Here is a 25,329-nt window from a genome sequence, read left to right as displayed (position 1 = left end):
TATCCACCTCTTATTTAAACAATAAAATATTTAACGTATTTAAATATTAATCCCACGAACAAAATCCGTCAATACTTTTATTCATAAAAACGTTTACATTTTTGTCACAAAGTTGTATAATTTTCGACGAAGTTAATATTGACAGTCACGGAGAAACGGAGTACACGGCTATGAATCATAAAAAAGGAAACTTTTTTATATTTCATGGCCTTTTTATATTCTCTGTCTTAAAACGCTTCGAATTAATTAGGGGAGGATTTTCATTTTATGTTTTTCACACAATTATTTAAACCTGCGCCCCACGCGGAACGCTTACCAGCTGATCGCGTTGATAGCGAATACCGTAAATTACGTTTACAAGTATTCTTAGGTATCTTCATTGGTTATGCAGGTTACTACTTTGTTCGAAAAAACTTTTCACTAGCAATGCCATACTTAATCGAGCAAGGATTTAGTAAAGGGGAACTTGGGGTTATCCTTTCAGCAGTATCTATCGCTTACGGATTAAGTAAATTTCTTATGGGTATCGTATCCGACCGTTGTAATCCTCGCTACTTTTTAGCAGCTGGGCTATTTTTATCAGGTATCATTAATATTATTTTCGGCTCATTTTCTTTCATTACAACGAGCATTATACTTATGTTTGTACTTCAGTTTTTAAATGGATGGGTACAAGGCATGGGATGGCCTCCTTGTGGTCGTACGATGGTTCACTGGTTCTCTATTAGCGAACGTGGTACAAAAATGTCTATTTGGAACGTCGCTCATAATGTCGGCGGCGCGCTGATGCCTTCTCTTGTAACATTAGGCTTATACTTCTTTGCAAATGACTGGCATAGTATTTTTTACTTCCCAGGTATTCTTTCAATTTTAGTTGGTATTTATGTACTAATTACAATGAAAGATACACCTCAATCTTGTGGACTACCTTCTATTGAAGAGCATACTGGAGAATATCCACCAGATGAGAAAATAAAAGATCGCGAACGCGAACTTTCGGCAAAGGAAATTTTATTTAAATACGTACTAAACAATAAATTTTTATGGTACATCGCTATTGCGAACGTTTTCGTGTATTTCGTACGTTACGGCGTTGTAGACTGGGCTCCTACTTATTTAGTAGAAGAAAAAAGCTTTACTCATAGTAGCTCACGTACTGCTTACGCTCTATATGAATGGGCTGGTATTCCAGGTACACTTCTTTGCGGATGGATGAGTGATAAACTATTTAAAGGACGTCGTGCACCTGCTGGTATTTTATTTATGATTGGTGTATTTATCGCAGTTCTTGTTTACTGGTTAAATCCTCCTGGTAATCCAATGGTTGATAGTATCGCTCTTGTCGCAATTGGATTTTTAATTTACGGACCGGTTATGTTAATTGGTCTACACGCTCTTGACTTAGCACCAAAGAAAGCTGCTGGAACTGCAGCAGGCTTAACTGGATTCTTCGGTTACTTAGGCGGAGCTGCTTTCGCTAGTGCCGCTATGGGCTTTATCGTAGATGCATTCGGGTGGGATGGCGGATTCATCTTATTACTTGCATCTTGCATACTTGCAATGTTCTTCCTTGCCCTTACTTTAAATACAGGGTCAGTAAAATCAAAACAAGCTTAAATAACATATAAAAATCATAAAAATAGCTCTTAGCATCTACATACATGCTAAGAGCTATTTTTTATTTTCATTGCTGTTCCTACTAATGATAACAACCAATTCCTTCCCTACTCTAATATTAAAAAATTTGATGAAACACCTTTATTAAAACAGCTAACGTAACAGATGCAGCAAATCCCCCTAGACAAATTAAGCTTACCCCTTGACTATATGACAAATTTTGAAATGATTTCATTGCTTCCATCCTCCCTATCTCCCCTGTGATACTTTTATTTTACCAATGGGAAAAATTTCATAACATCGATTTCTCTAACAACTAACTTACAAATTTGTAAGTTAACATCTTTTCAACTTATATATCTAGTATTTCCACAAATAAGAGTTATTTATACATAAAAAAGACCTCAGTTATACTAAGGTCTTCATTACATTCTATTTTATTTTATAATCATCACCGGACATTTCACTCGTTTTGCTATTTTATGACTGACACTACCAAGCACCATTTCTTGCAGTGTATTTAGCCCTCTGCTTCCAGCGATAACAAGATCTATATCTCCTGTATTTACATATTGAACAATTGTATCTCCAGGATCACCATGTAATATCGTAATTGTATAAGAAATGTTCTCTTTCTTTAATAGACCTTCAATCTCTTTTAATTTATCTTTTCGACTAGCTGATATTGTTTCTAAGTCTGTTTGACCTTGTATAATATCTGATTTTGCCGTTCTATTATCTACTACGTACACAACTTCAACATTTGTTTCTTCGCTACATTTCGCAATATATGTTGCATGTTCCGCTGCTCGAAGTGCATGTTCAGAACCGTCACATGCTAATATAATTTGTTTGTACATATGCTGAATCCCCTTTTCGTTATCCTACTCGTATTATATAATAAAGCCCCCTAAAAAGGAGGCTTTTAACTAGCAATTCTTTTATTATAAGTAGCCAAATTTGCAACAAGTTTTGAGCTACGTTCATTTAATCCTGTTATACTTACTTTCACACCACTTTGCTCATACTTCATGATAACTTTATCAATTGATGCCACTGCTGAATCATCCCATACGTGCGCATGAGTAAAATTCATTTCAATTTCTTTTACATCTTCATTAAATGAAAAATTATTTATGAAATCGGCTGTAGATGCAAAGAAAAGTTGACCGTGAATTTCGTATATTTTCTTATTTTCAATATATAAATGTTTCACGTGAATCTTTGCCATATTGAATGCAAATAACACCGCACTAATTACTGTTCCGATAATTACACCTAATGCTAAATTATGTGTAATTAAGACAATCACGACTGTTACAATCATAACAAATGCGTTTCCTTTTGGTACTTTATGAATCGTTGTTACAGAGTTCCAATCAAACGTTCCGATTGAAACCATAATCATAACCGCAACTAAAGCTGCCATCGGAATATGAACGACATAATTCCCTAAAACGAATAGTAATACGATTAAAAATCCGCCCGCTACAAATGTTGATAGGCGACCTCGTCCACCTGATTTAATATTAATAACAGATTGACCGATCATTGCACATCCTGCCATTCCTCCGAAAAATCCAGCAACGATGTTTGCGATCCCTTGTCCGCGTGCCTCTTTATGCTTATTACTTTCTGTATGCGTCATATCATCTAAAACTGAAGCTGTTAATAAAGACTCTAGTAAACCAATGATTGCAAGCATAACTGCATAAGGTAAAATAATCCCTAATGTTTCTAATGTAAATGGCACATCAGGAATACTAAAGAACGGTAATTCTTTCGGTAGGCTTCCCATATCCCCTACTGTTTTCAACTGTAATCCGCTCATAAGTGCAATACTCGTCACAATAATAATTGAAATAAGCGTAGAAGGTACAGCCGTTGTAATACGTGGAAATAAATATATAATTGCAAGTCCTAATACAACGAGTGCATACATTTGCCAAGTTGCATTTTTAAAATGCGGTAATTGCGCTGTAAAAACTAAAATTCCAAGTGAATTTAAAAAACCACTCATAACAGATTTCGGAACAAACTTCATAAATGAGCTCAGTTTGAACACGCCAAAAATAATTTGGACGATACCTGTTAATATTGTTGTAGCAAATAAATATTGCAAACCATGATCTTTAACAAGCGTTACCATTAATAATGCCATTGCACCTGTTGCAGCTGAAATCATTCCAGTTCTTCCGCCAACAAATGAAATGGTAACCGCAATACAAAAGGCTGCGTATAGTCCAACTGTCGGATCCACGCCTGCAATAACAGAGAAGGCTATCGCTTCAGGGATTAATGCTAAAGCAACGACAATTCCTGATAACACGTCCCCTCTCACATTAGAAAACCAGTCATTTTTTATCGTTTGAAACAAAATACCACTCCTCTACTCCTTTATAATTTGATTTTCTCCATAAGAAAATCTAGCCGACTGCACGAAAGCTATTATATAACGAGTAGAAGATTTTTTGCTATGTAAAAGTTTCCTAAAGAAAAAGACGCTACCTTAGCAGCGCCGCCTTTACTCACTTTATTAATGTCCACCGTGTCCTTGACCACTTTCCTGAACAATTTCTAACCTCTCATCTAGTATTCCTTGTGTTTCAAATGAAATATCACTCGTACTTCCTAATAAGAAGCCATGATTATATGGTCCAAGTGTTGGATCATCTTTAAACTTCGGCTGAATAGTAGCAAGGAAGTCATACACTGGTTGTGAAGCTTTCCCTTCTTCTAACAAGACAACAGGTGCGTGTTTACCCATATGTGAAAAAGGTGCTCCAGCAACTGCTAAATCTGGTGTTTTGCTTGAAACAAATGATAAACCGTGACCAGGTTTTGTGAATCCCCAGCCAAATTTTGTTTTTTCATCTTTAAATTTAGCGAACGCAATCGAGTTTTCTGTAGGGGTCTCTCCACTAATACGCGTTACTTTCCCGTATTTGCTTAACTCTTTTTCTACTTCTTTTGAAACAATTTTTTCTGGCCCTAATACATATATATTTGCTTTATCTTTTCTCATTTTTAATGCCTCTATTGTCGCTTCTGGCACTTTATTCTTTTCTGTATAGAGTAGTGGTTCCGGCATATGAGAAATCCAATTTACAGCGGGTGTTGTATATAAACGTCCTTCTTCTGCAGACGAACCGATAATAACACTATTTGGGTAGCTTCCTGTTATATCGGCATACTCCTTATCAACATCCTTCGCAAATATAGCTGGGTCCGTTTCTTTTATTTGTTTTACTTTATAACCTTTCAATTGTTCAAGCGCGCTAGTACCTACATCTCCCATCACCATAATTTGTGTTCCATCTTTCGTTCCGATTGGATTTAATCGTTTTATTTCTTTTAACGTCATTTCCGGTATCTTTTCTTTTTCTATAAATAAAATCGGCCCGTTATTCGGATGATGAATAAGGTCTGCACTCGCAATACCTAATTGCCACTCGCTTGCTGGTACTAAAATAACAGCACCTGGCTGGTTCTCTTTATGGGTTGCTGGCCATATCGTTTGCGAAGTTAACACTGCCATTTTTAGGGGGTCATTTGTATTTAACCTCGTTACATTTTTTAGACTTGTCGTTAATAAATCATTCGATGCCCCTTCGTTCATTTCTTTTGGCGCGGTTACTTCCTGATTCATTTTCATTTCCTTTTGCTCTGTTTTCTTCTCTTTTGTAGATTCATGATTTTTATGGTCTGTATTCGTTTGCCCACATGCAGCAAGACCAACTGCTGTAATTATTGTTATCCCAAAAATTCGGGTCATTTTTTTCACTATACCGCCTCCGTATTAATCATTTTTGAGCCAATATGATTACCTAAAATGTAATTTCAACTCCACAATAACAAGCAATTCTGAAGAAATTATGCAGACACATCATAATCTGCACCATTTCTTCATGATTTTGCATTACACTTTAAGTAACGATTATAAATATGGAGGGCTCTCTATGATTGATATACTGCTCGTAGACGATGAACCGAGAATGCTTGAATTATTAACGCTTTATCTTACTCCAATTGGATATAACTGCGTATGTGCGACTTCCGGAGAAGAAGCTATTTTACATATAGAAAATCGAAACTTTAAATTTGTTTTACTCGATATTATGATGCCAAAGATGGACGGATGGGAAACGTGCAAAAGAATCCGTTCATTTAGTAACGTTCCTATTATTATGGTTACCGCTCGTGATCAAACAGTAGATGTCATCCAAGGATTAAAACTCGGAGCGGATGATTACGTAACGAAACCTTTCCATGAAGAAGAACTTTTCGCAAGAATTGAAGCCGTTTTAAGACGTACAAATGAACATAAACAAATCCAATATCACGGTATTGTATGGGATGAAACAAAACACTTCGCTTCTGTACATAATGAAGAACTTCTTCTCACACCGATCGAATTCTCTTTACTCGGGTTATTTTTACGCCATGTGAATTATGTATTAAGCCGTGATCAGCTCATTGAACGAATTTGGGGATTAAACACAAATACAGAAGATCGCACAGTCGATTCACATATTCGTAATTTGCGTGATAAATTGCGAAAAGCAAATTTCCCTATTGATCATCATTTAAAAACCGTGTATGGAGTAGGTTATCGATGGATTGATACCGAACATTAAGGAGCAAAGTGATGAAACGAATCTCTATTCAATTCGGATTTTATTTTTTAATTGTCACACTTTTAATTGAAAGTGTTCTATTTGTATTGCTCTATTATAGTCTCGTAAACACTAGAGTAAATGAAGAAATGACTGCTTTATTAAAACGTGGAAACAGTCATCGTGATGTACTTGAAAAATATTATGATAAGCAAACAATCTCTCACGTAGCACTAATGGAATCTGAAGCTGAAACAACTGTCGTTATTACAAATACAAATAAAGAAATACTAGCTAAATCTAACGAAATAAACACGACTATAAACAATCATATTAGTAAAATGCAAACTCGAACAGACCATAATGGAGCGATTATAGAAAATCATTGGAAAACATCTAATTATATATGTACAGTTAGCCCTATTGTAGTCGATGGAAAACATGAAGGCTATGTGTACATGTTTCTTGGAACAGAATCAATTGAAAAGTTGGTTAATGGATTAACGAAACAATTCATTATTGCTGGTGCCATCACGTTTCTACTCACAGTCATCACAATTTTCCTATTATCACGTTTATTAACAAAGCCATTGTTACACATGAAACATGCAACTGAAAAAATGAGTAAAGGCGATTTGTCCGTTTCATTAACGACTACTCGAAATGATGAAATTGGTGAACTAGCATCATCTATTCAAACGCTCGCAAATGATTTACATTATATGAAAACAGAGCGAAGTGAATTTCTAGCAAGTGTTGCTCACGAATTACGAACACCGTTAACATACGTACGAGGTTATGCTGACATTGCTTTAAAAGAAAGCACCCCTCCTGAACAACGTTTGCGATATTTATCAATTATAAAAGACGAGTCTGATTACATTACAAACTTAGTTCAAGATTTATTTTCACTTGCACAAATAGAACAACATAGCTTTTCTATTCAAGTAAAGGAAGTGCATTTACACACCTTCCTTACTCGCATAGCTAAAAAAGTAAACGCCATGTATAAAGAAAGATACATTAAAGTTTCTTTCTCTTGTTCTCCTACATTGCTAGTAAACTTAGATGAACAGCGATTCGAACAAGTGATAGTGAACATTTTAAATAACGCTTATAGACATTCAAAAGAACATTCTCATATAAACATTTCTATTACAGACGAACATAAACGTATCTCCATTACAATTGAAGATGAAGGCGAAGGTATTCCACCTGAAGACCTCCCTCACATTTTTGACCGCTTTTACCGTGTCGATAAAGCAAGATCACGATCTACAGGCGGAACTGGTTTAGGACTCTCTATCGTGAAGGAAATTGTAGAACTACACGGCGGAAATATTACTGTAACGAGCGAAGTCGATTACGGGTCTTGCTTTATAGTTTCATTACCATCCATAAAGAAACACAACTATCATCAATAGTCGTGTTTTTTTATCCCGCATTAACGGGCAGTAAGACCCCTACATCAAAATTCAGCGGAAGCAAAGAAGTTAGGTGGGGGATCAACTGCCCGTAAAAGCCCGATTGGTTCAACTAATAATCAGTGGGAGATGAACAAAACCCCCACTGATTAAAGTTTCACTTTATCATTTTACTTTATAATATAAATTTACAAATTGCCCAAAACGTTTCGTATCCGTTAAAGTTAAATTAATTTCTGGATTCTTGTCTTGAAATAACGGAACTCCAGAACCTAATATATGCGGTGTAATTGTAACAACATATTCATCAATTAAATTATTCTTAAAGAACTCTCTCAGTAGACTCCCTCCACCGACCATCCATATTTTAGATCCTTCTTGCTCTTTCAACCTTTTCGTAAACTCCACTACCTCTTCATTTACAAAATCCACGTGTTCATTTGAACCTTTTTGTGAGTTAGAAAAAACATAACATTTTTTATCTAAATACGGGAATGTTTCCATATGCTCTACTACATAATCGTACGTTCTTTTTCCCATAATTATTGTATCAATCGTTTCGTACATTTCTGTATAACCGTTATCTCCCTCTCCTTCGGTTTCCATTAACCACTGTAAATCATCATCTTCTTTCGCAATATATCCATCCAAGCTAGCGGCTATAAATAAAACTATTTCACGTGACATATTTTTTCCTCCTTACATCTCATCTTGATAACATTATGCTGTAAACAATATACTAACAATAAAACACGACAATTTATGTCATGTTTAAAAAGAAAAAAGGTGATACATTTGTCAAAAGCTAAACGCTTATTAGATATTCTTATATTTGCTTCTGCAAAAAAAGCATTTACAGCTCAAGAAATAGCTGATGAATTTAATATTTCCGTTCGTACTGTCCACAGATACATTTTAGATTTAAGTGATATGGGATTACCTATTTATGCAGAACAAGGTCGTAATGGAGGATATAAAGTATTAACGAATAAAGTCATTCCCCCTATTTTATTTACTGAAGAAGAAGCGGTATCCATCTTTTTTGCTTTTCAATCTTTAAGTTACTATCGAGACTTACCTTTTAACACAGAAATCAATTCCGTTACGCATAAACTGTATAGCTCTCTACAACATGATGCGAAAGTGAAAGTTAATAAAATACGTTCTTATATCGCTTTTTGGAATCCGAAGAGAACAATTGATACACCTCTATTAAACGCAGTGTTAAGTGCGGCTATTGAAAATAAAAATTTACACTTTCAATACGAATCTAAATCGGGGATAAAAACAAAACATGTTCATCCTATCGGTGTATACGCTCATGATGGGCTATGGTACTTACCATCCTATGACTTCAGGAGAAAAAAAGTATTACTGTATCGTGTTGATCGTATTCTTTCTATATTATCAACAGAAAAAAATGAAAGTACGTTCATGAATTTAGAAGAATGGTTTACCTCTAGCTCTAACGTAGTGCACATTCCTACCCAATTACATGTTTTACTAACGACAGAAGGCGTGCGCCAATGTAAAAGTGTTCCTTACCTTGAAGAATTCGTGGTAATAAACGAAGACGGGACAGGATATATACATTCAACAATTGATAAAGGCGAAATCAACTTTATTACCCCTTTATTTTATAGACTTGGAAAAGATGCACGAATTTTAGAACCGAAAGAATTGATAGATGGTTTACTTATGCGTGCGAAAGAAGTTTTACATATGTATGAAGACGAAAAAAGCTGCTAAATATAAGCAGCTTTTTTCGTCCCGTTGTTCCTATTGTTTTATTATTGACGAATGTCAAACCACCAACGATTTTTCGAATTCATATTCTCAGTTCCACTAAAACCACTGTAACGGAAAGCATCAAGGAAAATTGAATCTAGTTTATCCTCATCCACAAAATAACCTAAATTAACTTTCATCGTTTGGCCAGGTAGGATACTGCCAATATTGTAGAAGCTTTTCCCATCTCCGTGAGGCTCTAAATAATCAACTTCTCCCGTCATAATACGCGTTGCATCCATTCCCTCTTCTTTAGCGTATTTCCATGCATTCCCTTCAAATTTAAGCTGCTTTATGGATGGATGCATATAGATTTCTTCTGTCGCCTGTTTACCAATATTTCTCACTGTTGTTGTCAAGTAGACAAATTTAACATTAACTAATTGCGAATCTACTAATGTATCAATTGAATCTTTACCATTCCCTAATTTATATATATCCCGTCTGTACGATAGCAGTTTTCCCGTCTGATCTAAAGCCTTCTTCTTGCTTAATATCCCTAGGCCAAGTTCATTAAAGTTCTCTTGTTTAAAATCTTTAATCGAATCAAAAACTTCAACTTTTTCTATCACATATTCAATTTGGCTGTTATCCATAGATATCGTTACTGGAACCTTTTGCCCTATATGAAATAGTCGTTTGCTATCTTTTTTCAAAGGAATCACTTTAGATTTTTTAGGTTCATCTGCTTGGCTAAAATACTTTTTATCATAATTTGATATATGTGATGCCTTTTCTTTTGACGTGGGCTCAAGTGAAATATTCCCTAAGACATCTATCATTTGTTCTTCATTTATATCTGATCCAATAAAACTTTCTAACATAATCCCTTCTTTCTCAAAAAAGAGAAAGACCTTCCTATCAAACATTACATTGTTGTTTCCAGTTTCTTTATGAACAATTACTGCTTTCTTGCCACCTATCTCTTTTTCTTCGTAGCTTTTTGAATATAAAGTTTGAAAGTCCGCATTTTCCCCTACTCTCCAAAGACTAAATGAAAAGCCTCCATTTGCGTCGTTATCTTTAAATGAATATTTCATAGCAGAGTCATCAATTGCTTCCATATTTTCTGGTAATTTATCAATTTTCAGCTTATACCACTTATCAGCCTTTTTCGTGTCCTTATTTGTTACCGACACATTTACTTCATAATTTTGTTTTTGAACAATCATATTATAGACTTTTACTGCACCAAAAACGGTTGTCGGCATACCAATCAATAAGCAGGCAGCAGCGATTAACATACGATGTCTTTTACTCTTTTTCTGTGGTCGCTCGTCCTTCAGCTTCATTTCCTCCATAAACAGTTTCTTTTTGCGCGTATATGTATGTGAAAATTCATGTTGTTCTTCGGATTTATCAAAATCATCTAAAGCAATTTTTTCAGCAAGTTCATATATTTCTTTGGAGTTCTTTGAATTCGTCATGTTGTATACCTCCTATCATATTTGGGACTCGTTTTCGAGCGCGTTCAAACTGCTTGCGGACATTAGCCTCCGTAATCCCCATTACACTTAAAATTTCTTGATACGTTAAGTTATAGAAGACTTTGTACTTAAACACCTGTCTGTTAGATTCATTTAACTCTTTTAGCAATGTATCAATTTGAACCTCAGACATTTTACGTTTTTCCCACTCTTCAATATTTTCATCTACTGCTTCTATTGATTCTCTTTCATATTCTTCTAAAAATGTTTCATGTCGTTTATTTTTCCGGTAACTATCAATCGCCTTGTTTTTCGCGATCCTCAAAATATAGCGTTTAAGCTCTTCAGTGCTCAAGCTATGGAGCTTTTCCAAGTTCTTATAAAGAGTAATAAACGTCTCTTGAACCGCATCTTCAGCCTGTTGAATATTATTTAAAATAGAATAAGCTACATAATAAATTTTTTGTTCATACAACTCATATAGCTCTTCCATCTTTTCATAATCGTTGTTTGTAACTTTCATATAATTCCTCCTCTCACTCTATATAACGAATGAGCACTGTACTTTGTGACACTGCAAAATCTTTTTATAGATAAAATTTAATAATAGAATAAACAAAAGCCCAATTTCTCTATTGTAACTGAGAAATTGGGCTTTTTAATATTAGAATTTTCCTGACTGTATCTCTAAGAAAAATTCTTTTACACCTTTTCAATATGCAGTATTTGCTCTATCGCTTCTTTTAACAAATTCTTTGTCTCTTCAAAGTTATGATTCTTCTTTTCCTCCGGTTGCACCGTATAAAACTCAGCAAACGAACGCTCTTTATATCTTGGTACGACATGCATATGGTAATGTGTTAACTCGTTAAATACTCCACCATTTTGACAAACTGTAATTCCATCTGGTTTATATAATGACTTAATCGCTTTTGCAATAATCTTAGAAGCATCCGTAATTGATTTTGCCACAACATCATCTAATTCATCTACTTCTACAACATGTTGCTTTGGCACAATTAAAGTATGTCCTGGGTAGAAAGGCGCATGATCTAAAAAGCAAGTTACATAATCATCTTCATATACTTTATATATTTTTCCCTCTTCGTTTGCTAATTTACAACCTAAACAGTCCATTACACTTTCCCCTCTTTCTAAAAACATAAAAACGTGAGAATACGGCTCTCACGTTTTTATGTTTCATCTTATTAGTTCGATTGTTTCCGTAACTTTTATGCTATCTTTTACAGATTGAACAATCGTGCAATTTTTCACTGCAAGTTGCAAAGCCTTGTCCAACTGTTCTTCTGTAATGTTTTCCGCTTTAATTTTATAGTGCAAATGAACACTTTCAACTGGTTTTGATAAAGCTTCACTTCTACCAATTTCAGTTTCAATTGTAAACGTATCGTATGTAATACGTTTCTTTTCTAAAATTGTTCGAAAGACAATTGCACTACATCCTGCGATAGAAGAAACGAGTAATTGTAGCGGTGAATACCCGTTTTCTTTTCCAATCGCTAATTGAGCGTACGATAAATCTGCCTTTATATCATCGTGTTTGATTGTTAGTTTCATTTGTTTTGTCCATCTCCACTTTCATCGGTTTCTGCTGTTTCTTACTCATATAATAATAATATATATAGCAGAAAATGATAAATGGAATACCGCAGTATAACGCCATTCTTTGTTCAGGAATAAACGCTAAACTAATAACAACGATGCTATTTGTAATTAAAGCTAAAATTGGAACAATCGGATATAGTGGTGTTCTATACTTTAAGTCCTCTAACTTTCCTCCGCCTTTTATATACTGACTTCTAAAGCGAAGTTGCGATAGAGCAATAATGATCCAACTTGAAACAGCCGATAAACCAGCTATCGATAATAAGTACATGTATACTGTATCTTCTGCAAGGAAACTTGTGAATAGGGATAATCCAGCTACCGCAATCGTTACGACTAGCGCTGTAATTGGAATACCACGTTTATTTACTTTCTTGAAAGAAGTTGGTGCCATTCCTTCATTTGCAAGTGACCATAATATACGTGTCGCTGCATATAATCCAGAGTTCGCTACAGATAATAACGCAGTAATAATAACAAAGTTCATAATATCAGCTGCATATGGAATACCGATTTTATCAAATACAACTACGAATGGACTTTCAATTACGCCTGCTTCCTTCCAAGAAATTAATCCTACTAAAATTGTCATTGTTAAAATGAAGAATAACATAATGCGCCATACTGTATTACGGATCGCACGTGGAATTGTTTTTTCTGGATTTTCACTTTCTCCCGCTGCAATCCCGATTAACTCTGTTCCTTGGAACGAGAAGTTAACTGTAATCATTGTAAGTAATACGGCAGCTAGTCCATTCGGGAAAAGTCCACCATCGCTTACAAAGTTAGAGAAAAGAGGTGCTGCTTCTTTTCCGTCATATGATATAAATCCTAATAATGCACTACCACCAAGAACAACAAATGCAAGGATTGTAATTACTTTAATACTAGAAAACCAAAATTCTAATTCAGCGTAGCTTTTCGCTGAGATAGCATTTGACGCATATAGAATAACGCCGAATACAAGGCACCATACCCAAACATCAACATTTGGAAACCATCTTTTCATCATTAAACCTATTGACGTTAATTCTAGACCCACTGTTACTGCCCAGCCGAGCCAGTATAACCAACCAATCATAAAGCCTGTTCCTGGTCCAATAAACTTCGTTGCATACTTTTGGAAAGATCCCGAAACCGGCATTGCTACCGTTAACTCTCCAAGACAAAGCATTGTTAAATACATAATAAATCCGCCTACTAAATATGAAAGGATGGCCCCCCCTGGTCCAGCCTGATTAATGGTGTAACCCGAACCTAAGAAAAAACCAGTTCCAATTACACCACCAAGTGCGATCATAAATAAATGTCTACTCTTCATCGTACGATGTAATTTCTCATTCGTTGGTTGCTGCATCTAAATCCTCCCCCTACAAATACCCCTATATCTTGTTAAAATTTTCTGATAATAAAAATATACACGAAAGCGATTACATTTTCTATATAAAATTAAAACTTTTCTGATAAAATAATATAAAAAATCTAATTATAGCTAGATTTAGATTCTATTTAGAGGAAAATAAGGAGAAACAAGGAAAAACCCTTACATATATTGTAAGGGTTAACGAAGTTCTAATCTTCTGGATAAAATTGATAAACTATAATTTACGATAAAGTACATACAAGCTACTACCATAAACGTTGGAATCATATAATTCACATTTTGTCCGCTAATAATTTGAGCATTATGCATAAGCTCTGGCAGTGATATAACAACTGCTAATGCTGTATCTTTCAGTAATGAAATAAATTGACTGACAAGCGGTGGAACCATTCTCCTTAATGCTTGTGGTAAAATGATATGCCAAAGCGCTTGCACATACGTTAATCCTGAAGATCTTGCGGCCTCAATTTGTCCTTTTTCAATCGATAATAGACCACTTCGAACAATTTCAGATATCATTGCTGCTTCAAATATTGTTAAAGCAACAATTACAGCTGTTATAATTTCTAATTTCAAGCCTGCTTCTGGTAGTGCAAAATACGTGAAAAATATAATCAAAAGTAGTGGTAAATTTCGAATTACTTCAACGATAATTCCTAATACTTGTGAGACGACAGGTATTTTCATGTAGCGCAATATCCCTATTACACTACCAATAATAAAGCTAAGTACAATTGCTACGAGCGCTACCTCTAACGTTATAAGTAATCCTTTTAATAAAAATAGAATATGATCCCCTGTAATTGCTCCCTTAAAATCCATTTACACCGCCTCCTTTGCTAAGCGTTTTTCTAAATAACGCACTAGCATACTGAGCGGAATTGTTAATATTAAATAAAACATCCCGACAAATATATATACATCAAACGTAACAAACGTCTTCGTTGAAATTAAATCTCCTTGATACATTAAATCAGCACCAGCAATAATTCCAAGTATTGAGGAGTTTTTAACTAAATTGAGAAACTGGTTTCCTAAAGGGGGAATTACAATTTTCATAGCTTGAGGTAAAACGACATGGTACATTGCTTGCGTATAAGTCAATCCTGAGGAACGTGCTGCTTCCATCTGACCTTTCTCGACTGATAGAATACCAGCGCGAATAACTTCCGCAATAAACGCTGCTGTATATACGGTAAGCGTAACTGTTCCTGCTACAAAACCATTTAAAGTAATTCCTATTACAGGTAACGCGAAATAAAATATAAATGCAATTAATACGAGTGGAATATTTCTTACAAACTCTACAAAAGCTGAACCTACCCAATTTAAAATACGAATCGGTGCGATGCGCATTACTGCCAAAATTACTCCTAAAATAAAACTGCCTATCAATGCAATTACACTAGACATAACTGTATATTTAAATCCTTCTAAATACATATCAATGTTATTCGTTAATATAGAAAAATCAGGCACATATTCTCCCCTCTTTCTTTACAAGAAGAGGATGAGCACTCTCATCCTCTCACTTTTACTATTTATCAAGAAAAATAAAGTTTCACTTTACTTCTCTTGTTTTTGACCGATCCATTTTTCATACAATTTATCGTATTCCCCGCTCGCCTTCATATCTTTTAGTAAGTTATTAATCTCTTTCGTTAAATCGTCTGCACCTTTTTGCACTGCAATTCCGTACGGTTCATCTGTAAAAATTTTTCCTACTACTTCATAATTAGAATCTTGTTTTGCCATTCCGTAAAGGATTGCATTATCTGTCGTTAACACATCACCTTTACCTGCCTTTAACGCTGTAAATGCCTCACTATAATTTTCAAATTCTAATACAGTCGCTTCTGGTGACTTTTGACGAATGTTATTTGTAGATGTTGATCCTTTTACAGCTAATACTTTAACGCCTTGTTTTATATCATCGATGCTCTTAATATTGCTTCCTTTTTTCACAAGTAACGATTGTCCGGCTTTAAAATATACATCTGAGAAATCCACTTCTTTTTTGCGCTCTTCCGTAATTGTCATTGTCGCAATAATTGCATCAATATCACCATTTTTCAGCATTGGAATACGTGTTTTAGACGTTACTTCTTTCAGCTCTAGCTTCTTTTCATCTCCAAGAATTTTTTTCGCAAGTGCCTTCGCAACATCAACATCGAATCCTTCTACTTGCCCTGTTGAAGGATTTTTTAATCCAAATAAATTCGTATCATTCTTCACCCCGACTACTAATTTTCCTCGTTTCTTAATTTGCTCAACAGCCCCGCCTTGCTTCGTATTTGTTTCCTTTGCCTCATCTTTCTTACTTCCGCATCCAGCAACAACAAGCACGAATAAACATGAAAATACGATTAAAGTAAATAACTTTTTCATTTTAAGCATGGAATTCCTCCTCTAATGATTTAGCACCCGACTTAAAAATAAACGAGCTCTTTCTTGTTCAGGATTTGCAAAAAATTGCGCCGGTGTCGTATCTTCAATAATTTGACCATCATCCATAAATAAAATCCGATCTGCTACTTCTCGCGCAAATCCCATTTCATGCGTGACAACGACCATTGTCATCCCTTCTTTAGCTAGCGTTTTCATAACATCAAGTACTTCCCCGATCATCTCCGGATCAAGAGCAGACGTAGGCTCATCGAACAGCATAATTTCCGGCTGCATCGCAAGTCCTCTAGCAATTGCTACTCTTTGCTGTTGTCCTCCGGATAATTGATGTGGATATACATTAGCCTTCTCCGGGATTCCTACTTTCTCTAAATAAAACATTGCTGTTTTCTCTGCTTCTTCTTTGGAAACTTTATTTACTTTAATCGGTGCTAGTGTAATATTTTGCAGAACTGTTTTATGTGGGTATAAATAAAAATGTTGAAAGACCATCCCAATATTTCGCCGTAATTCATTCATGTCCGTCTTTTTATTGTGTACCTCTGTATTTTGTACAATTAATTCTCCATCTGTAATTGCCTCTAATTGATTTATACATCGAAGCAATGTACTTTTTCCTGATCCTGAAGGCCCGACAACTACTACCACTTCTCCTTTTTTCACTTGCACATTAATATTTTTCAAAACTTGAAAATTACCATAATATTTATTTACATTACGAAATTCTATCAACATACTCCCCCTTCCCCTAACAACGCATGTACATTCTTTTTATATTCAAAAATAGTCCCAAAAATAACTTTCAGCTTCAATTTGTCCATAAAAAAAGCAAAGGGTTTCCCCTTTGCTTCTTCATTTCTATTCTATTAAGATACTTCTTCTTTCTTATCTTTCCCGTATTCATGCTCCCAAAAATCAGCATTTTTAATTCCTAATGGCTGCGGATCGAATACTGGATCTTTTCCTTCTTTTTTCTGTTTTTCATAATCCTTTAATGCGACTAATGCAGGTTTTTGTAATAATAAAATCGCAATGATATTTACCCATGCCATAATTCCTACACCGATATCACCTAAAGCCCACGCCGTTGCTGCTGTTTTAATACAGCCGTAGAATACAGCTCCTAAAAAAACAAATTTTAGTACAATAGACAACCAAGGACGGTCTTTATCACGATTTAAGTACGCGATATTCGTTTCTGCAATGTAGTAATACGCCATAATTGTTGTAAACGCGAAGAATAATAACGAGATTGCAACGAAACCGTTTCCAAATCCAGGGAAAACAGATTCTACCGCCGCCTGTGTATATCCTGGTCCTGGCTGAGCGCCATTTAATTTATTAACGATAAAGTTTTTTCCGCTTGCATCAAATACGTTATACATGCCTGTAATAATCATCATAAATGCTGTTGCTGAACAAACAAATAATGTATCAATGTAAACGGAAAATGCTTGCACTAAACCTTGCTTAGCTGGATGTGATACTTCAGCTGCTGCTGCTGCATGTGGTCCAGTTCCTTGCCCTGCTTCATTGGAATAAATACCTCGTTTTACTCCCCAAGAAATTGCTAAACCGATAATACCACCGAAAGCCGCTTCTAATGCAAAAGCACTTCTTATAATTAGCATAAATGCTTCTGGCAACTTTTCAATATTCATAGCAACAATAACGCAAGCTACTAAAATATAACCAACTGCCATAAACGGTACGACAACTTGTGCAACGTTAACAATTCGCTTTACTCCACCGAAGATGATAATAGCTAGTACAACAACTAATAAAGCCCCTGATACGGTAGTGTTAATTCCAAAAGCTGTTTCTAAACTTACAGCAATACTATTTGCCTGCACACCTGGCAGTAAAAGCCCCGTTGCAAGAATTGTCGCTGCAACGAATACTAATGCATACCATTTCACACCTAAACCTTTTTCAATGTAATAAGCAGGTCCACCACGAAACTGTCCTTGATGTTTCGTCTTATATATTTGCGCTAATGTAGATTCTATATAAGCTGATCCTGCTCCTAAAAAGGCCACTGCCCACATCCAAAATACAGCTCCTGGTCCACCGAAGGCAACCGCTGTTGCTACCCCAGCTATATTCCCCGTCCCAACGCGTCCTGATAACGAAAGTGCTAACGCTTGAAATGAAGAAACACCAGCCTCTGATTTTTCACCTTGAAATGTCAGCTTCACCATTTCTCCTACATGCCTTACTTGTAAAAACCTCGTTCGAATGGAAAAATATAAACCTACTCCTAAACATAAATAAACAAGTGCTGGACTCCAAACAATATTATTTAACCAATTCACGAAAGCTTCCAACATTCCCCCTCCTTCTTTATAAAGAATATTCAGAATATATATAAAATTATAAGTGTATACTGAATCTAGGACAATATTATTTTAATAAAGTAAACATATTTTTGTATAAAAAAACAAAGTATATATTTGTTTTATATACTTTGTTTCGAACTAAATGTATTATATATTCACAATTGCTTCTCTTTTTATAATTCTTTCATATAGCTCTTCTGATAATTCTCGGAAGTTATCTGGCATACCTTTCCCCTTAAACTTCTTTTGAAGTGTACCGTATAAACCAACATCACGTAGACGTAAAAACAACGGTAACGATTCATACCAACTATCCGCCAGTCTGTGCTCATGCTCATAGCCTTTTCGTAACACTTGTAGCTGTTTACGAGCAAAGTCTGTCTTCTCTTCCGCTGTCCATGGTGTAAATAGAATAGAGTAATAGAGAACCATCGCTAAATCATGTATAAAGTAATTATAAGCCGCATCATCAAAATCAAAGATTGTTAGCTCTTTACCATCATAATGAAAATTACCGGGATGGATATCACCGTGCATAAGACCGAACGTTTCTCTTTCAACTGGAAGAGCCTTAATCTCATCCATTAATACCGCTGCAATCTTTTTCACTTGATCATCTTCTAATTCATTAACAATTCCACTTTCGTCTTCTTCCCACGTATCACGATAGTCTGTTTTGGGATAGCTCATTGTTAGGCGATGCAGTTGTCCAATCGCTTTTCCCCATGCTTCAAAGTAAGCCTCTCCCCAATAAGGTGATTCCTCTCCTTTTACTTGCTCACCTTTTGCATATGTAAATAAAGAAGCAAAAAAGCAAGTGCTATCTTCCGCTCCAATTTCTTCTACAAGATTTTGAGAAGTTGAGTTAAGAGGTCCTGCTACCTTTGCCCCATGCTCCGCAACATATCGTAAAAAATCTAGTTCAGCTTCAACTTCTTTTTTAGAGCGATGCGAAGAATGCGTTAAACGTAATACATAGTCCTCATCATTATCTCCCTTCGCCTTAAAAATATAATTTTCAAAATCTCCAAGCGGCTTCTCTTCCACTGTTACATGAAATGCCTTTGCCGCTCTTCTTAAGATCTCTTTCGTAAAAACACGTTCTACAGCTATTTCCATATGTATCCCTCCTATATATCTTCTTAATTCGACACAAATGTGAGAAGTACTGCTATGAAATTGAATAATGCACAAAAGACAATATAACGTAACTTTCAATTCTCTTTTAAAAAAATAATTCAAGCATAAATTTCTCACAAACGACAAAAATTAACAGAAACAGTTGCACTTTAAAAGAGGTGGAAATTATGACAGAGAGAAAAGAACAACAAGAGAGTAAAAAACAAAAACATATGTTTCCATCACTTCCTGAGAACATTAATTACATTGAAAATAAACTTTCTCATTCTGATGATATAAAAAAATTAGATATCCCTTTTCAAAACGGAAAAGGGATAATCTTATATATCGAATCTTTAGCAGATCCAAATTTAATTCATCAATTAGTTCTTGAACCATTATTAACGCGGTCGGATTTATCTTTAGATAAAGCTTTTTCTACATTAAATATGAAAAAAGAAACGAATTTAAATTATGGTGTGCAGCTTTTATTACAAGGTAAATCTTTATATTTTCATGAACATGTCGAAAGCTTTTGCATTTTTGAAACGGCTCTATCTTTAAAGAGAGATATAACAGAGCCTGATAATGAAGGTATTGTACGTGGACCGCATACTGGTTTTGTAGAAGATTTAGCAACGAATTTAGCCTCTATTCGTAAACTCATTAAGAGTCCAAATGTAGTTGTTAAATATTTTACACTCGGTGAAGAAATGCACACGAAAGTAGCTATTGCTTATATGCAAAACATAGCTAATGACGATTTAGTTACAGAAGTAAAAAGAAGGTTAGAAACGATTAAGACAGATGCACTTATGCCTCCAGGATATATACAAGAATTTATAGAGGATACGTCTTTCTCACCATTTCCACAGCAGTTAAATACAGAGCGTCCAGATAGAGTCGCAGCAAATTTAATGGAAGGACGAGTTGCTATTTTATCTGATGGAGATCCAACAGCACTTATCGTTCCTGTTACGTTATTTGCTTTCTATCAATCACCAGACGATTATAATAACCGCTGGATCGTCGGTTCTTTCGTCCGAATGATTCGCTTAGTTAGTTTCTTGATTGCCTTTCTCTTACCAGCTATATATATCGCAACCGTCGCTTTTCATCCTGATGTGTTGCCACTTGAACTCGTTTACACAATTAAAGCTTCTTTAGAAAAAGTGCCTCTTCCTCCTATTTTTGAAGCTCTCTTAATGGAATTAATCTTTGAATTATTACGGGAAGCTGGTATTCGCTTGCCAAGCCGAGTTGGACAAACAATCGGTATTGTAGGTGGTTTAGTAATTGGTGATGCGATTGTAAAAGCCGGGCTCGTTTCTTACACAATGATTATCGTTGTAGCTTTAACTGCAATCTCATCTTTTCTCGTTCCATCAAATGATATGAGTTCAGCAGTTCGGATTCTTCGTTTTCCGTTAATGCTCCTTGCTGCTATATTCGGATATGTAGGCATCTCATTTGGTCTAATTATAACTTTCGTTCACTTATGCCAACTACATTCATTTCATACACCATATCTTTCTCCTGTTGCCCCGATGCGGATAAAAGATATGAAAGATTCTTTTGTAAGACTTCCAATTTGGTCGTTTTGGGAACGACCACATGATCCAAAACCGAAAAAAATGCAACGACAACATGTAACGAGAGAGGATGAGGACGGTGACAAACACGCAAAGTAAAATTTCACTTGTTCAATTTACCTTTTTCGTTATTCAATGCCAAATTGGGGTCGGTATACTCTCTCTACCTAACCGTCTTCATCCGATAGCGAAAGGCGGCGGATGGATTTCTGCTCTCATAGCTGGTCTTGCAATTCAACTTATCATTTTACTTATGTGGCTTTTCTTAAAACGATTTCCTGATGCAGATATGTATGAAAGTGTTTGTATGCTATTTGGTAATAAGTTTGGAAAACTATTAGGTTTTGCTTATGTTTTTTATTTTACCCTTATTGGTATGACCGTTATGTTAAACGCTTGTAATGTCATTAAAGTATGGGTTTTGCAAGCAACCCCTTGGTCTGCAATTCTCATACTATTTACAATAGCTTGCTGCTATGTAGCCTATAATACATTTAAAGTAATTGTAAGGTTTTATGTGATGGCCTCTATTCTCATTTTGCCCATGGCTCTTTTAATTGCACTAGGGTTTTCACGAGCTGATTTTTCTTATATTTTTCCAATCACAGAAGCCGGATGGTGGAATATTATTCAAGCATCTAGGGAAACCATTACAGCTATGTATGGTTTTGAAATTATTCTTATCGCTTTCCCAAAAGTAAACGGGAGTTCTGTGGCAAAACTAAAGGCAATTTCTATCGCTAATGGATTTGTAACCCTTTTTTATACTTTCACTGTTTGGATTTGCTTTATCGTATTTAGTCCAAAGCAAGTTGAGCTTATTCCAGAGCCAGTTGCTTACTTATTGCGCTCCTTACATATCGGGATTATAGACCGTACTGATTTACTATTCATACCAATATGGATGATAACAGTTGTGGCTTCTATTGCTAGTTATTATTGTGCTGCTTCAATCGGAATTGGACATATATTCAATCTTGCTAATCATAAAAAAGCTGTTCCAATAGTTGGTATTATTGCCTTTAGTGTAGCCGTATTTATCGATACACCCGAAGAATTAAAAGTAATTGCAACTTTCACTGATAAGTTCACCTATATTTTCATCGTTGTCCTTCCTCTTTTATTTCTACTTTATTCAGTGATAAGAAATAAGAAAGGAGAGCAGTATGTTCAAAAAAAGAGTTAAATTACTTTTTTTATTATGTACTAGTGCATTCCTTTCTGGCTGTTGGGATCAAGAACCATTAAGAGAAGCGAGATTAGCTTATAGCATTGGATATGATATTACGGAAGAAAATAAACTTCAACAAACGCTTGAACTTGTAAAAAGTTCAAGCGGAGAACAATCTTCATTCGAGAATGAAGTACATTCAGCAACTGGATATAACATAAGGGATACAAGTGATGCCCTAAAAAAAAATGTAACTGGGAATATCCGCTATTTCAAATATGGCGTTCAATTACTTGGAACCAAAATTCTAAAGAAAGGTATACTACCCTATTTAGATGTCAGCTTTCGGGACCCAACAAACCCAACTGCTTTAGTAAAACTTATTGCAGTAGATGGTGAAACATCCGAGATACTCAAAAAAAAGAAAGTAGGAAATTTATTAATTGGAGATTTTTTAAAGAAAAAAGTAAAAAGCTTAGAAGATATGAGTGTGTTTCCGAAAGAAACTTTAGAAACAGCTGCTACAAAAATGTTAGATCCAGGTAAAGATTTTACCCTCCCCTCTATAAAAATAAAAGAAAAAGAAGTTATTACAGACGGATTATCTTTATTTAATAAAGACAAATTAACTGGGCATTTACCTTTGAAACAATCTGTTTTATTCGTGTTATTAACTGGAAAAATGGGAACAAGTGCCCGTATCACCCAAAAACTTACTAGCGATGAATCAGAGACGACATCTGATTATTTAACGATGGAAATTAGCAATCGGAAATTAAAACGAGACTTAAAAATAACAACAGATAAAAAAGGAAATGTTTATGCTCACATTAAGCTCCAACTAAAAGTTATAGCAATTGAATCTCCAAGAGATAATCTGTATACAATGGACGACAGAGAAAAACTAAATAAAGAACTGTCTAAACAGCTCACGAAAGAGGCGAAAAAAATAATAAACAAACTCCAAAAAGCAAACTGTGATGCTTTCGGTATCGGCAGACATCTTATCGCTTATCACCCTGAGTTATGGAGGAAAAAAAATTGGGATAAAGATTATGCAAAAGTAAAGTTTAAACCTGAAGTAGAAGTAAGCATTTTGTATAGTGGTGTCTTAAAATAAAAGGTTGTATGCCCATGCGGCATACAACCTTTTTATTTCGTATATCGATACACAATTGATTCATATGGTCTTAAGTTAAGTTTTGCAATATCCTTGCTGGCATCTTTATAATTCGACAGTAGTACTTCTTGTTTCATTCCATCTAATTGAACGTGCGCTGGTACAGAGTACGTTATTTCTTCTCCATAGAAGTTATTTATAACAAGTAGTACTTCACTTTCTGTAGTACGAGTATATGCCCAAATTTTAGGATCATTTTTATCCAAAATAGCATATTCTCCTTCTGTAATTACATCATACGTTTTTCTAAGTTCTATTAACTTTTTATAATGATAAAATACAGACTCTTTATCTTCTAATGCCTTCTCTACGTTTATTTCTGTAAAGTTTTCAGCCACTGAAATCCAAGGTGTACTTGTTGTAAAACCACTGTTCATCTCTTCATTCCACTGCATCGGAGTACGAGAGTTGTCACGAGATTTTTGTTTTAAAATCCCGATAATCTCTTCTTTTGATAATCCTTCTTCTCGCTTGATATCGTATATATTTAACGATTCCACATCGCGATATTGCTCGATGGACTCGAATTTAGGATTCGTCATACCGATTTCTTCGCCTTGATAAATGTAAGGTGTTCCTTGCAACATATGCATAGCTGTCGCTAACATTTTCGCAGATTCATTTCGGTACTTTCTATCATCACCGAAGCGTGACACTATGCGAGGTTGGTCATGATTACACCAAAATAACGCATTCCATCCTCCGCCCTTTTGCATTTCAATTTGCCAGTTAGACATAATCTCTTTTAATTTAATAAAATCAAACTCTGCTTTCGTCCACTTATCACCATTCGGATAATCTACTTTTAAATGATGGAAACTAAACGTCATGCTCAGTTCATTACGCTCAGGATTAGAATATTTAATACAATTATCAATTGTCGTAGATGACATTTCTCCAACTGTAATTACATCTTTTCCTGCAAAAACTTTTCGGTTCATCTCTTGTAAATATTCATGAACACGCGGACCATCTGTATAATACTTGCGTCCATCACTTGTCGCAGTATTACCTTCATCGTTTAAGAAACATTGGTCTTTTGAAATTAAGTTAATGACATCTAATCGGAATCCTGTTACCCCTTTATCCAGCCAAAAACGCATCATATCATATACTTCTTCGCGAAGTTGTTCATTTTCCCAATTTAAATCAGCTTGTGTTTCATCAAATAAATGTAAATAATATTGCTCCGTCTTCTCATCATATTTCCAAGCAGATCCACCAAACTTAGACTGCCAATTATTTTTTTCATCACGCCAAATATAGTAATTACGATATGGACTATTTTTATCTTCCTTCGCTTCTTTAAACCACTTATGTTCAGTCGAACTATGATTTACAACAATATCAAGCATAATTTCAATGTTACGTACTTTCGCTTCTGCTAAAAGTTCCTCAAACTCTTCCATCGTTCCGTAAGATGGATCAATGCTGTAGTAATCACTTACATCATATCCATTATCATTTTGTGGTGATTGGTATATCGGTGTTAACCAAATATAATCCACTCCGAGTTCTTTTAAATAATCTAGTTTCTCTGTAACCCCTTTTATATCACCGGTTTCTTTATTGTAATAGCTATTAAAGCTCTTCGGATAAATTTGATAGACTACACTTTTATGCCAATCCTTCATGTTTAA

24 protein-coding genes are annotated in these 25,329 nt (G+C 35.1%); 7 read left to right on the top strand and 17 right to left on the bottom strand.

Annotated elements, in window-relative coordinates; all coding sequences use genetic code 11:
- Positions 1–267: 267 nt before the first annotated feature.
- Positions 268–1,617 (top strand): glycerol-3-phosphate transporter, encoded by a 1,350-nt coding sequence (gene glpT, locus DOS87_RS03425; protein WP_000466386.1) that lies wholly within the window; start codon positions 268–270, stop codon positions 1,615–1,617.
- Between the two features lie 118 nt (positions 1,618–1,735).
- Here the strand turns inward: glpT and DOS87_RS03420 are convergent, their stop codons facing one another.
- From DOS87_RS03420 to DOS87_RS03405, 4 genes are all read right to left on the bottom strand, one after another.
- Positions 1,736–1,852: a DUF4027 family protein gene (locus tag DOS87_RS03420; protein ID WP_000834733.1), complete on the bottom strand. Its 117-nt coding sequence runs from the start codon at positions 1,850–1,852 to the stop codon at positions 1,736–1,738.
- Positions 1,853–2,054: 202 nt separating this feature from the next.
- Positions 2,055–2,477 carry a universal stress protein gene (locus DOS87_RS03415; RefSeq protein WP_000277998.1) on the bottom strand — a complete coding sequence of 141 codons (423 nt, stop codon included), beginning with the start codon at positions 2,475–2,477 and terminating at the stop codon, positions 2,055–2,057.
- A gap of 65 nt (positions 2,478–2,542) precedes the next feature.
- The gene (locus DOS87_RS03410) at positions 2,543–3,994 is read right to left on the bottom strand and encodes a SulP family inorganic anion transporter (RefSeq protein ID WP_000487912.1); all 1,452 of its coding nucleotides are present in this window, start codon (positions 3,992–3,994) and stop codon (positions 2,543–2,545) included.
- A 159-nt stretch (positions 3,995–4,153) separates the two neighbouring features.
- Positions 4,154–5,401, bottom strand: a complete 1,248-nt coding sequence (locus DOS87_RS03405; RefSeq protein ID WP_000738865.1) for a hypothetical protein — start codon at positions 5,399–5,401, stop codon at positions 4,154–4,156.
- A 175-nt stretch (positions 5,402–5,576) separates the two neighbouring features.
- Here DOS87_RS03405 and DOS87_RS03400 point away from each other — a divergent pair, with 175 nt between their 5' ends.
- Positions 5,577–6,254, top strand: coding sequence for a response regulator transcription factor (locus tag DOS87_RS03400; RefSeq protein ID WP_000565487.1), 678 nt, complete (start codon positions 5,577–5,579; stop codon positions 6,252–6,254).
- A gap of 11 nt (positions 6,255–6,265) precedes the next feature.
- Positions 6,266–7,657, top strand: coding sequence for a sensor histidine kinase (locus tag DOS87_RS03395; protein WP_098577997.1), 1,392 nt, complete (start codon positions 6,266–6,268; stop codon positions 7,655–7,657).
- Positions 7,658–7,822: 165 nt separating this feature from the next.
- Here the strand turns inward: DOS87_RS03395 and DOS87_RS03390 are convergent, their stop codons facing one another.
- Positions 7,823–8,344: a dihydrofolate reductase family protein gene (locus DOS87_RS03390; protein ID WP_000085772.1), complete on the bottom strand. Its 522-nt coding sequence runs from the start codon at positions 8,342–8,344 to the stop codon at positions 7,823–7,825.
- Positions 8,345–8,419: 75 nt separating this feature from the next.
- Here DOS87_RS03390 and DOS87_RS03385 point away from each other — a divergent pair, with 75 nt between their 5' ends.
- On the top strand, positions 8,420–9,406 hold the full coding sequence (locus DOS87_RS03385) for a helix-turn-helix transcriptional regulator (RefSeq protein WP_114365429.1): 987 nt from the start codon (positions 8,420–8,422) through the stop codon (positions 9,404–9,406).
- Positions 9,407–9,447: 41 nt separating this feature from the next.
- Here the strand turns inward: DOS87_RS03385 and DOS87_RS03380 are convergent, their stop codons facing one another.
- The 11 genes from DOS87_RS03380 to DOS87_RS03330 all read right to left on the bottom strand — a co-directional run bounded on the left by DOS87_RS03380 (position 9,448) and on the right by DOS87_RS03330 (position 19,746).
- The gene (locus DOS87_RS03380) at positions 9,448–10,872 is read right to left on the bottom strand and encodes a DUF4367 domain-containing protein (RefSeq protein WP_000185124.1); all 1,425 of its coding nucleotides are present in this window, start codon (positions 10,870–10,872) and stop codon (positions 9,448–9,450) included.
- Positions 10,838–11,395 carry an RNA polymerase sigma factor gene (locus DOS87_RS03375; RefSeq protein WP_098577998.1) on the bottom strand — a complete coding sequence of 186 codons (558 nt, stop codon included), beginning with the start codon at positions 11,393–11,395 and terminating at the stop codon, positions 10,838–10,840. The genes DOS87_RS03380 and DOS87_RS03375 overlap by 35 nt, the downstream gene beginning before the upstream one ends.
- A gap of 179 nt (positions 11,396–11,574) precedes the next feature.
- Entirely contained in the window at positions 11,575–12,009 is a 435-nt protein-coding gene (locus tag DOS87_RS03370) for an HIT family protein (protein ID WP_086398189.1), read from the bottom strand.
- A gap of 63 nt (positions 12,010–12,072) precedes the next feature.
- Entirely contained in the window at positions 12,073–12,450 is a 378-nt protein-coding gene (locus tag DOS87_RS03365) for an OsmC family protein (RefSeq protein WP_086398188.1), read from the bottom strand.
- On the bottom strand, positions 12,425–13,855 hold the full coding sequence (locus DOS87_RS03360; RefSeq protein WP_001187093.1) for an amino acid permease: 1,431 nt from the start codon (positions 13,853–13,855) through the stop codon (positions 12,425–12,427). Before DOS87_RS03360 ends, DOS87_RS03365 begins: the two co-directional genes overlap by 26 nt.
- Positions 13,856–14,059: 204 nt before the next feature.
- Positions 14,060–14,704 carry an amino acid ABC transporter permease gene (locus DOS87_RS03355; protein WP_000345975.1) on the bottom strand — a complete coding sequence of 215 codons (645 nt, stop codon included), beginning with the start codon at positions 14,702–14,704 and terminating at the stop codon, positions 14,060–14,062.
- Entirely contained in the window at positions 14,705–15,361 is a 657-nt protein-coding gene (locus DOS87_RS03350) for an amino acid ABC transporter permease (RefSeq protein ID WP_001112685.1), read from the bottom strand.
- Positions 15,362–15,448: 87 nt separating this feature from the next.
- The gene (gene glnH, locus DOS87_RS03345; RefSeq protein ID WP_000916489.1) at positions 15,449–16,279 is read right to left on the bottom strand and encodes a glutamine ABC transporter substrate-binding protein GlnH; all 831 of its coding nucleotides are present in this window, start codon (positions 16,277–16,279) and stop codon (positions 15,449–15,451) included.
- Between the two features lie 12 nt (positions 16,280–16,291).
- A complete protein-coding gene (locus tag DOS87_RS03340) occupies positions 16,292–17,020 on the bottom strand; it encodes an amino acid ABC transporter ATP-binding protein (RefSeq protein ID WP_002162934.1) in 729 nt (242 codons plus the stop codon).
- Positions 17,021–17,154: 134 nt separating this feature from the next.
- A complete protein-coding gene (locus DOS87_RS03335) occupies positions 17,155–18,615 on the bottom strand; it encodes an alanine/glycine:cation symporter family protein (RefSeq protein ID WP_000387172.1) in 1,461 nt (486 codons plus the stop codon).
- A 159-nt stretch (positions 18,616–18,774) separates the two neighbouring features.
- Positions 18,775–19,746, bottom strand: coding sequence for a phosphotransferase enzyme family protein (locus DOS87_RS03330; RefSeq protein WP_086402802.1), 972 nt, complete (start codon positions 19,744–19,746; stop codon positions 18,775–18,777).
- A gap of 188 nt (positions 19,747–19,934) precedes the next feature.
- Between DOS87_RS03330 and gerKA the strand changes: the two genes are divergently transcribed.
- Genes gerKA through DOS87_RS03315 form a run of 3 tightly spaced genes read left to right on the top strand, consistent with a single transcriptional unit; the run spans position 19,935 to position 23,629 of the window.
- Positions 19,935–21,437 (top strand): spore germination protein GerKA, encoded by a 1,503-nt coding sequence (gerKA, locus tag DOS87_RS03325; protein ID WP_086402803.1) that lies wholly within the window; start codon positions 19,935–19,937, stop codon positions 21,435–21,437.
- A complete protein-coding gene (locus tag DOS87_RS03320) occupies positions 21,418–22,524 on the top strand; it encodes a GerAB/ArcD/ProY family transporter (RefSeq protein WP_044783724.1) in 1,107 nt (368 codons plus the stop codon). Before gerKA ends, DOS87_RS03320 begins: the two co-directional genes overlap by 20 nt.
- Complete coding sequence (locus tag DOS87_RS03315; protein ID WP_086402804.1) at positions 22,505–23,629, top strand: Ger(x)C family spore germination protein; 1,125 nt, start codon at positions 22,505–22,507, stop codon at positions 23,627–23,629. The genes DOS87_RS03320 and DOS87_RS03315 overlap by 20 nt, the downstream gene beginning before the upstream one ends.
- Before the next feature lie 32 nt (positions 23,630–23,661).
- Here DOS87_RS03315 and treC read toward each other — a convergent pair whose 3' ends face one another.
- Positions 23,662–25,323: an alpha,alpha-phosphotrehalase gene (gene treC, locus DOS87_RS03310; RefSeq protein ID WP_000656109.1), complete on the bottom strand. Its 1,662-nt coding sequence runs from the start codon at positions 25,321–25,323 to the stop codon at positions 23,662–23,664.
- Positions 25,324–25,329: the final 6 nt, after the last annotated feature.

It is taken from the genome of Bacillus sp. CR71 (genome assembly GCF_003429245.1).
GTDB lineage: Bacteria > Bacillota > Bacilli > Bacillales > Bacillaceae_G > Bacillus_A > Bacillus_A thuringiensis_S.
The sequence above is the reverse complement of the archived record's forward strand: the minus strand, read 5'-3'. Positions and strand labels throughout refer to the sequence as shown.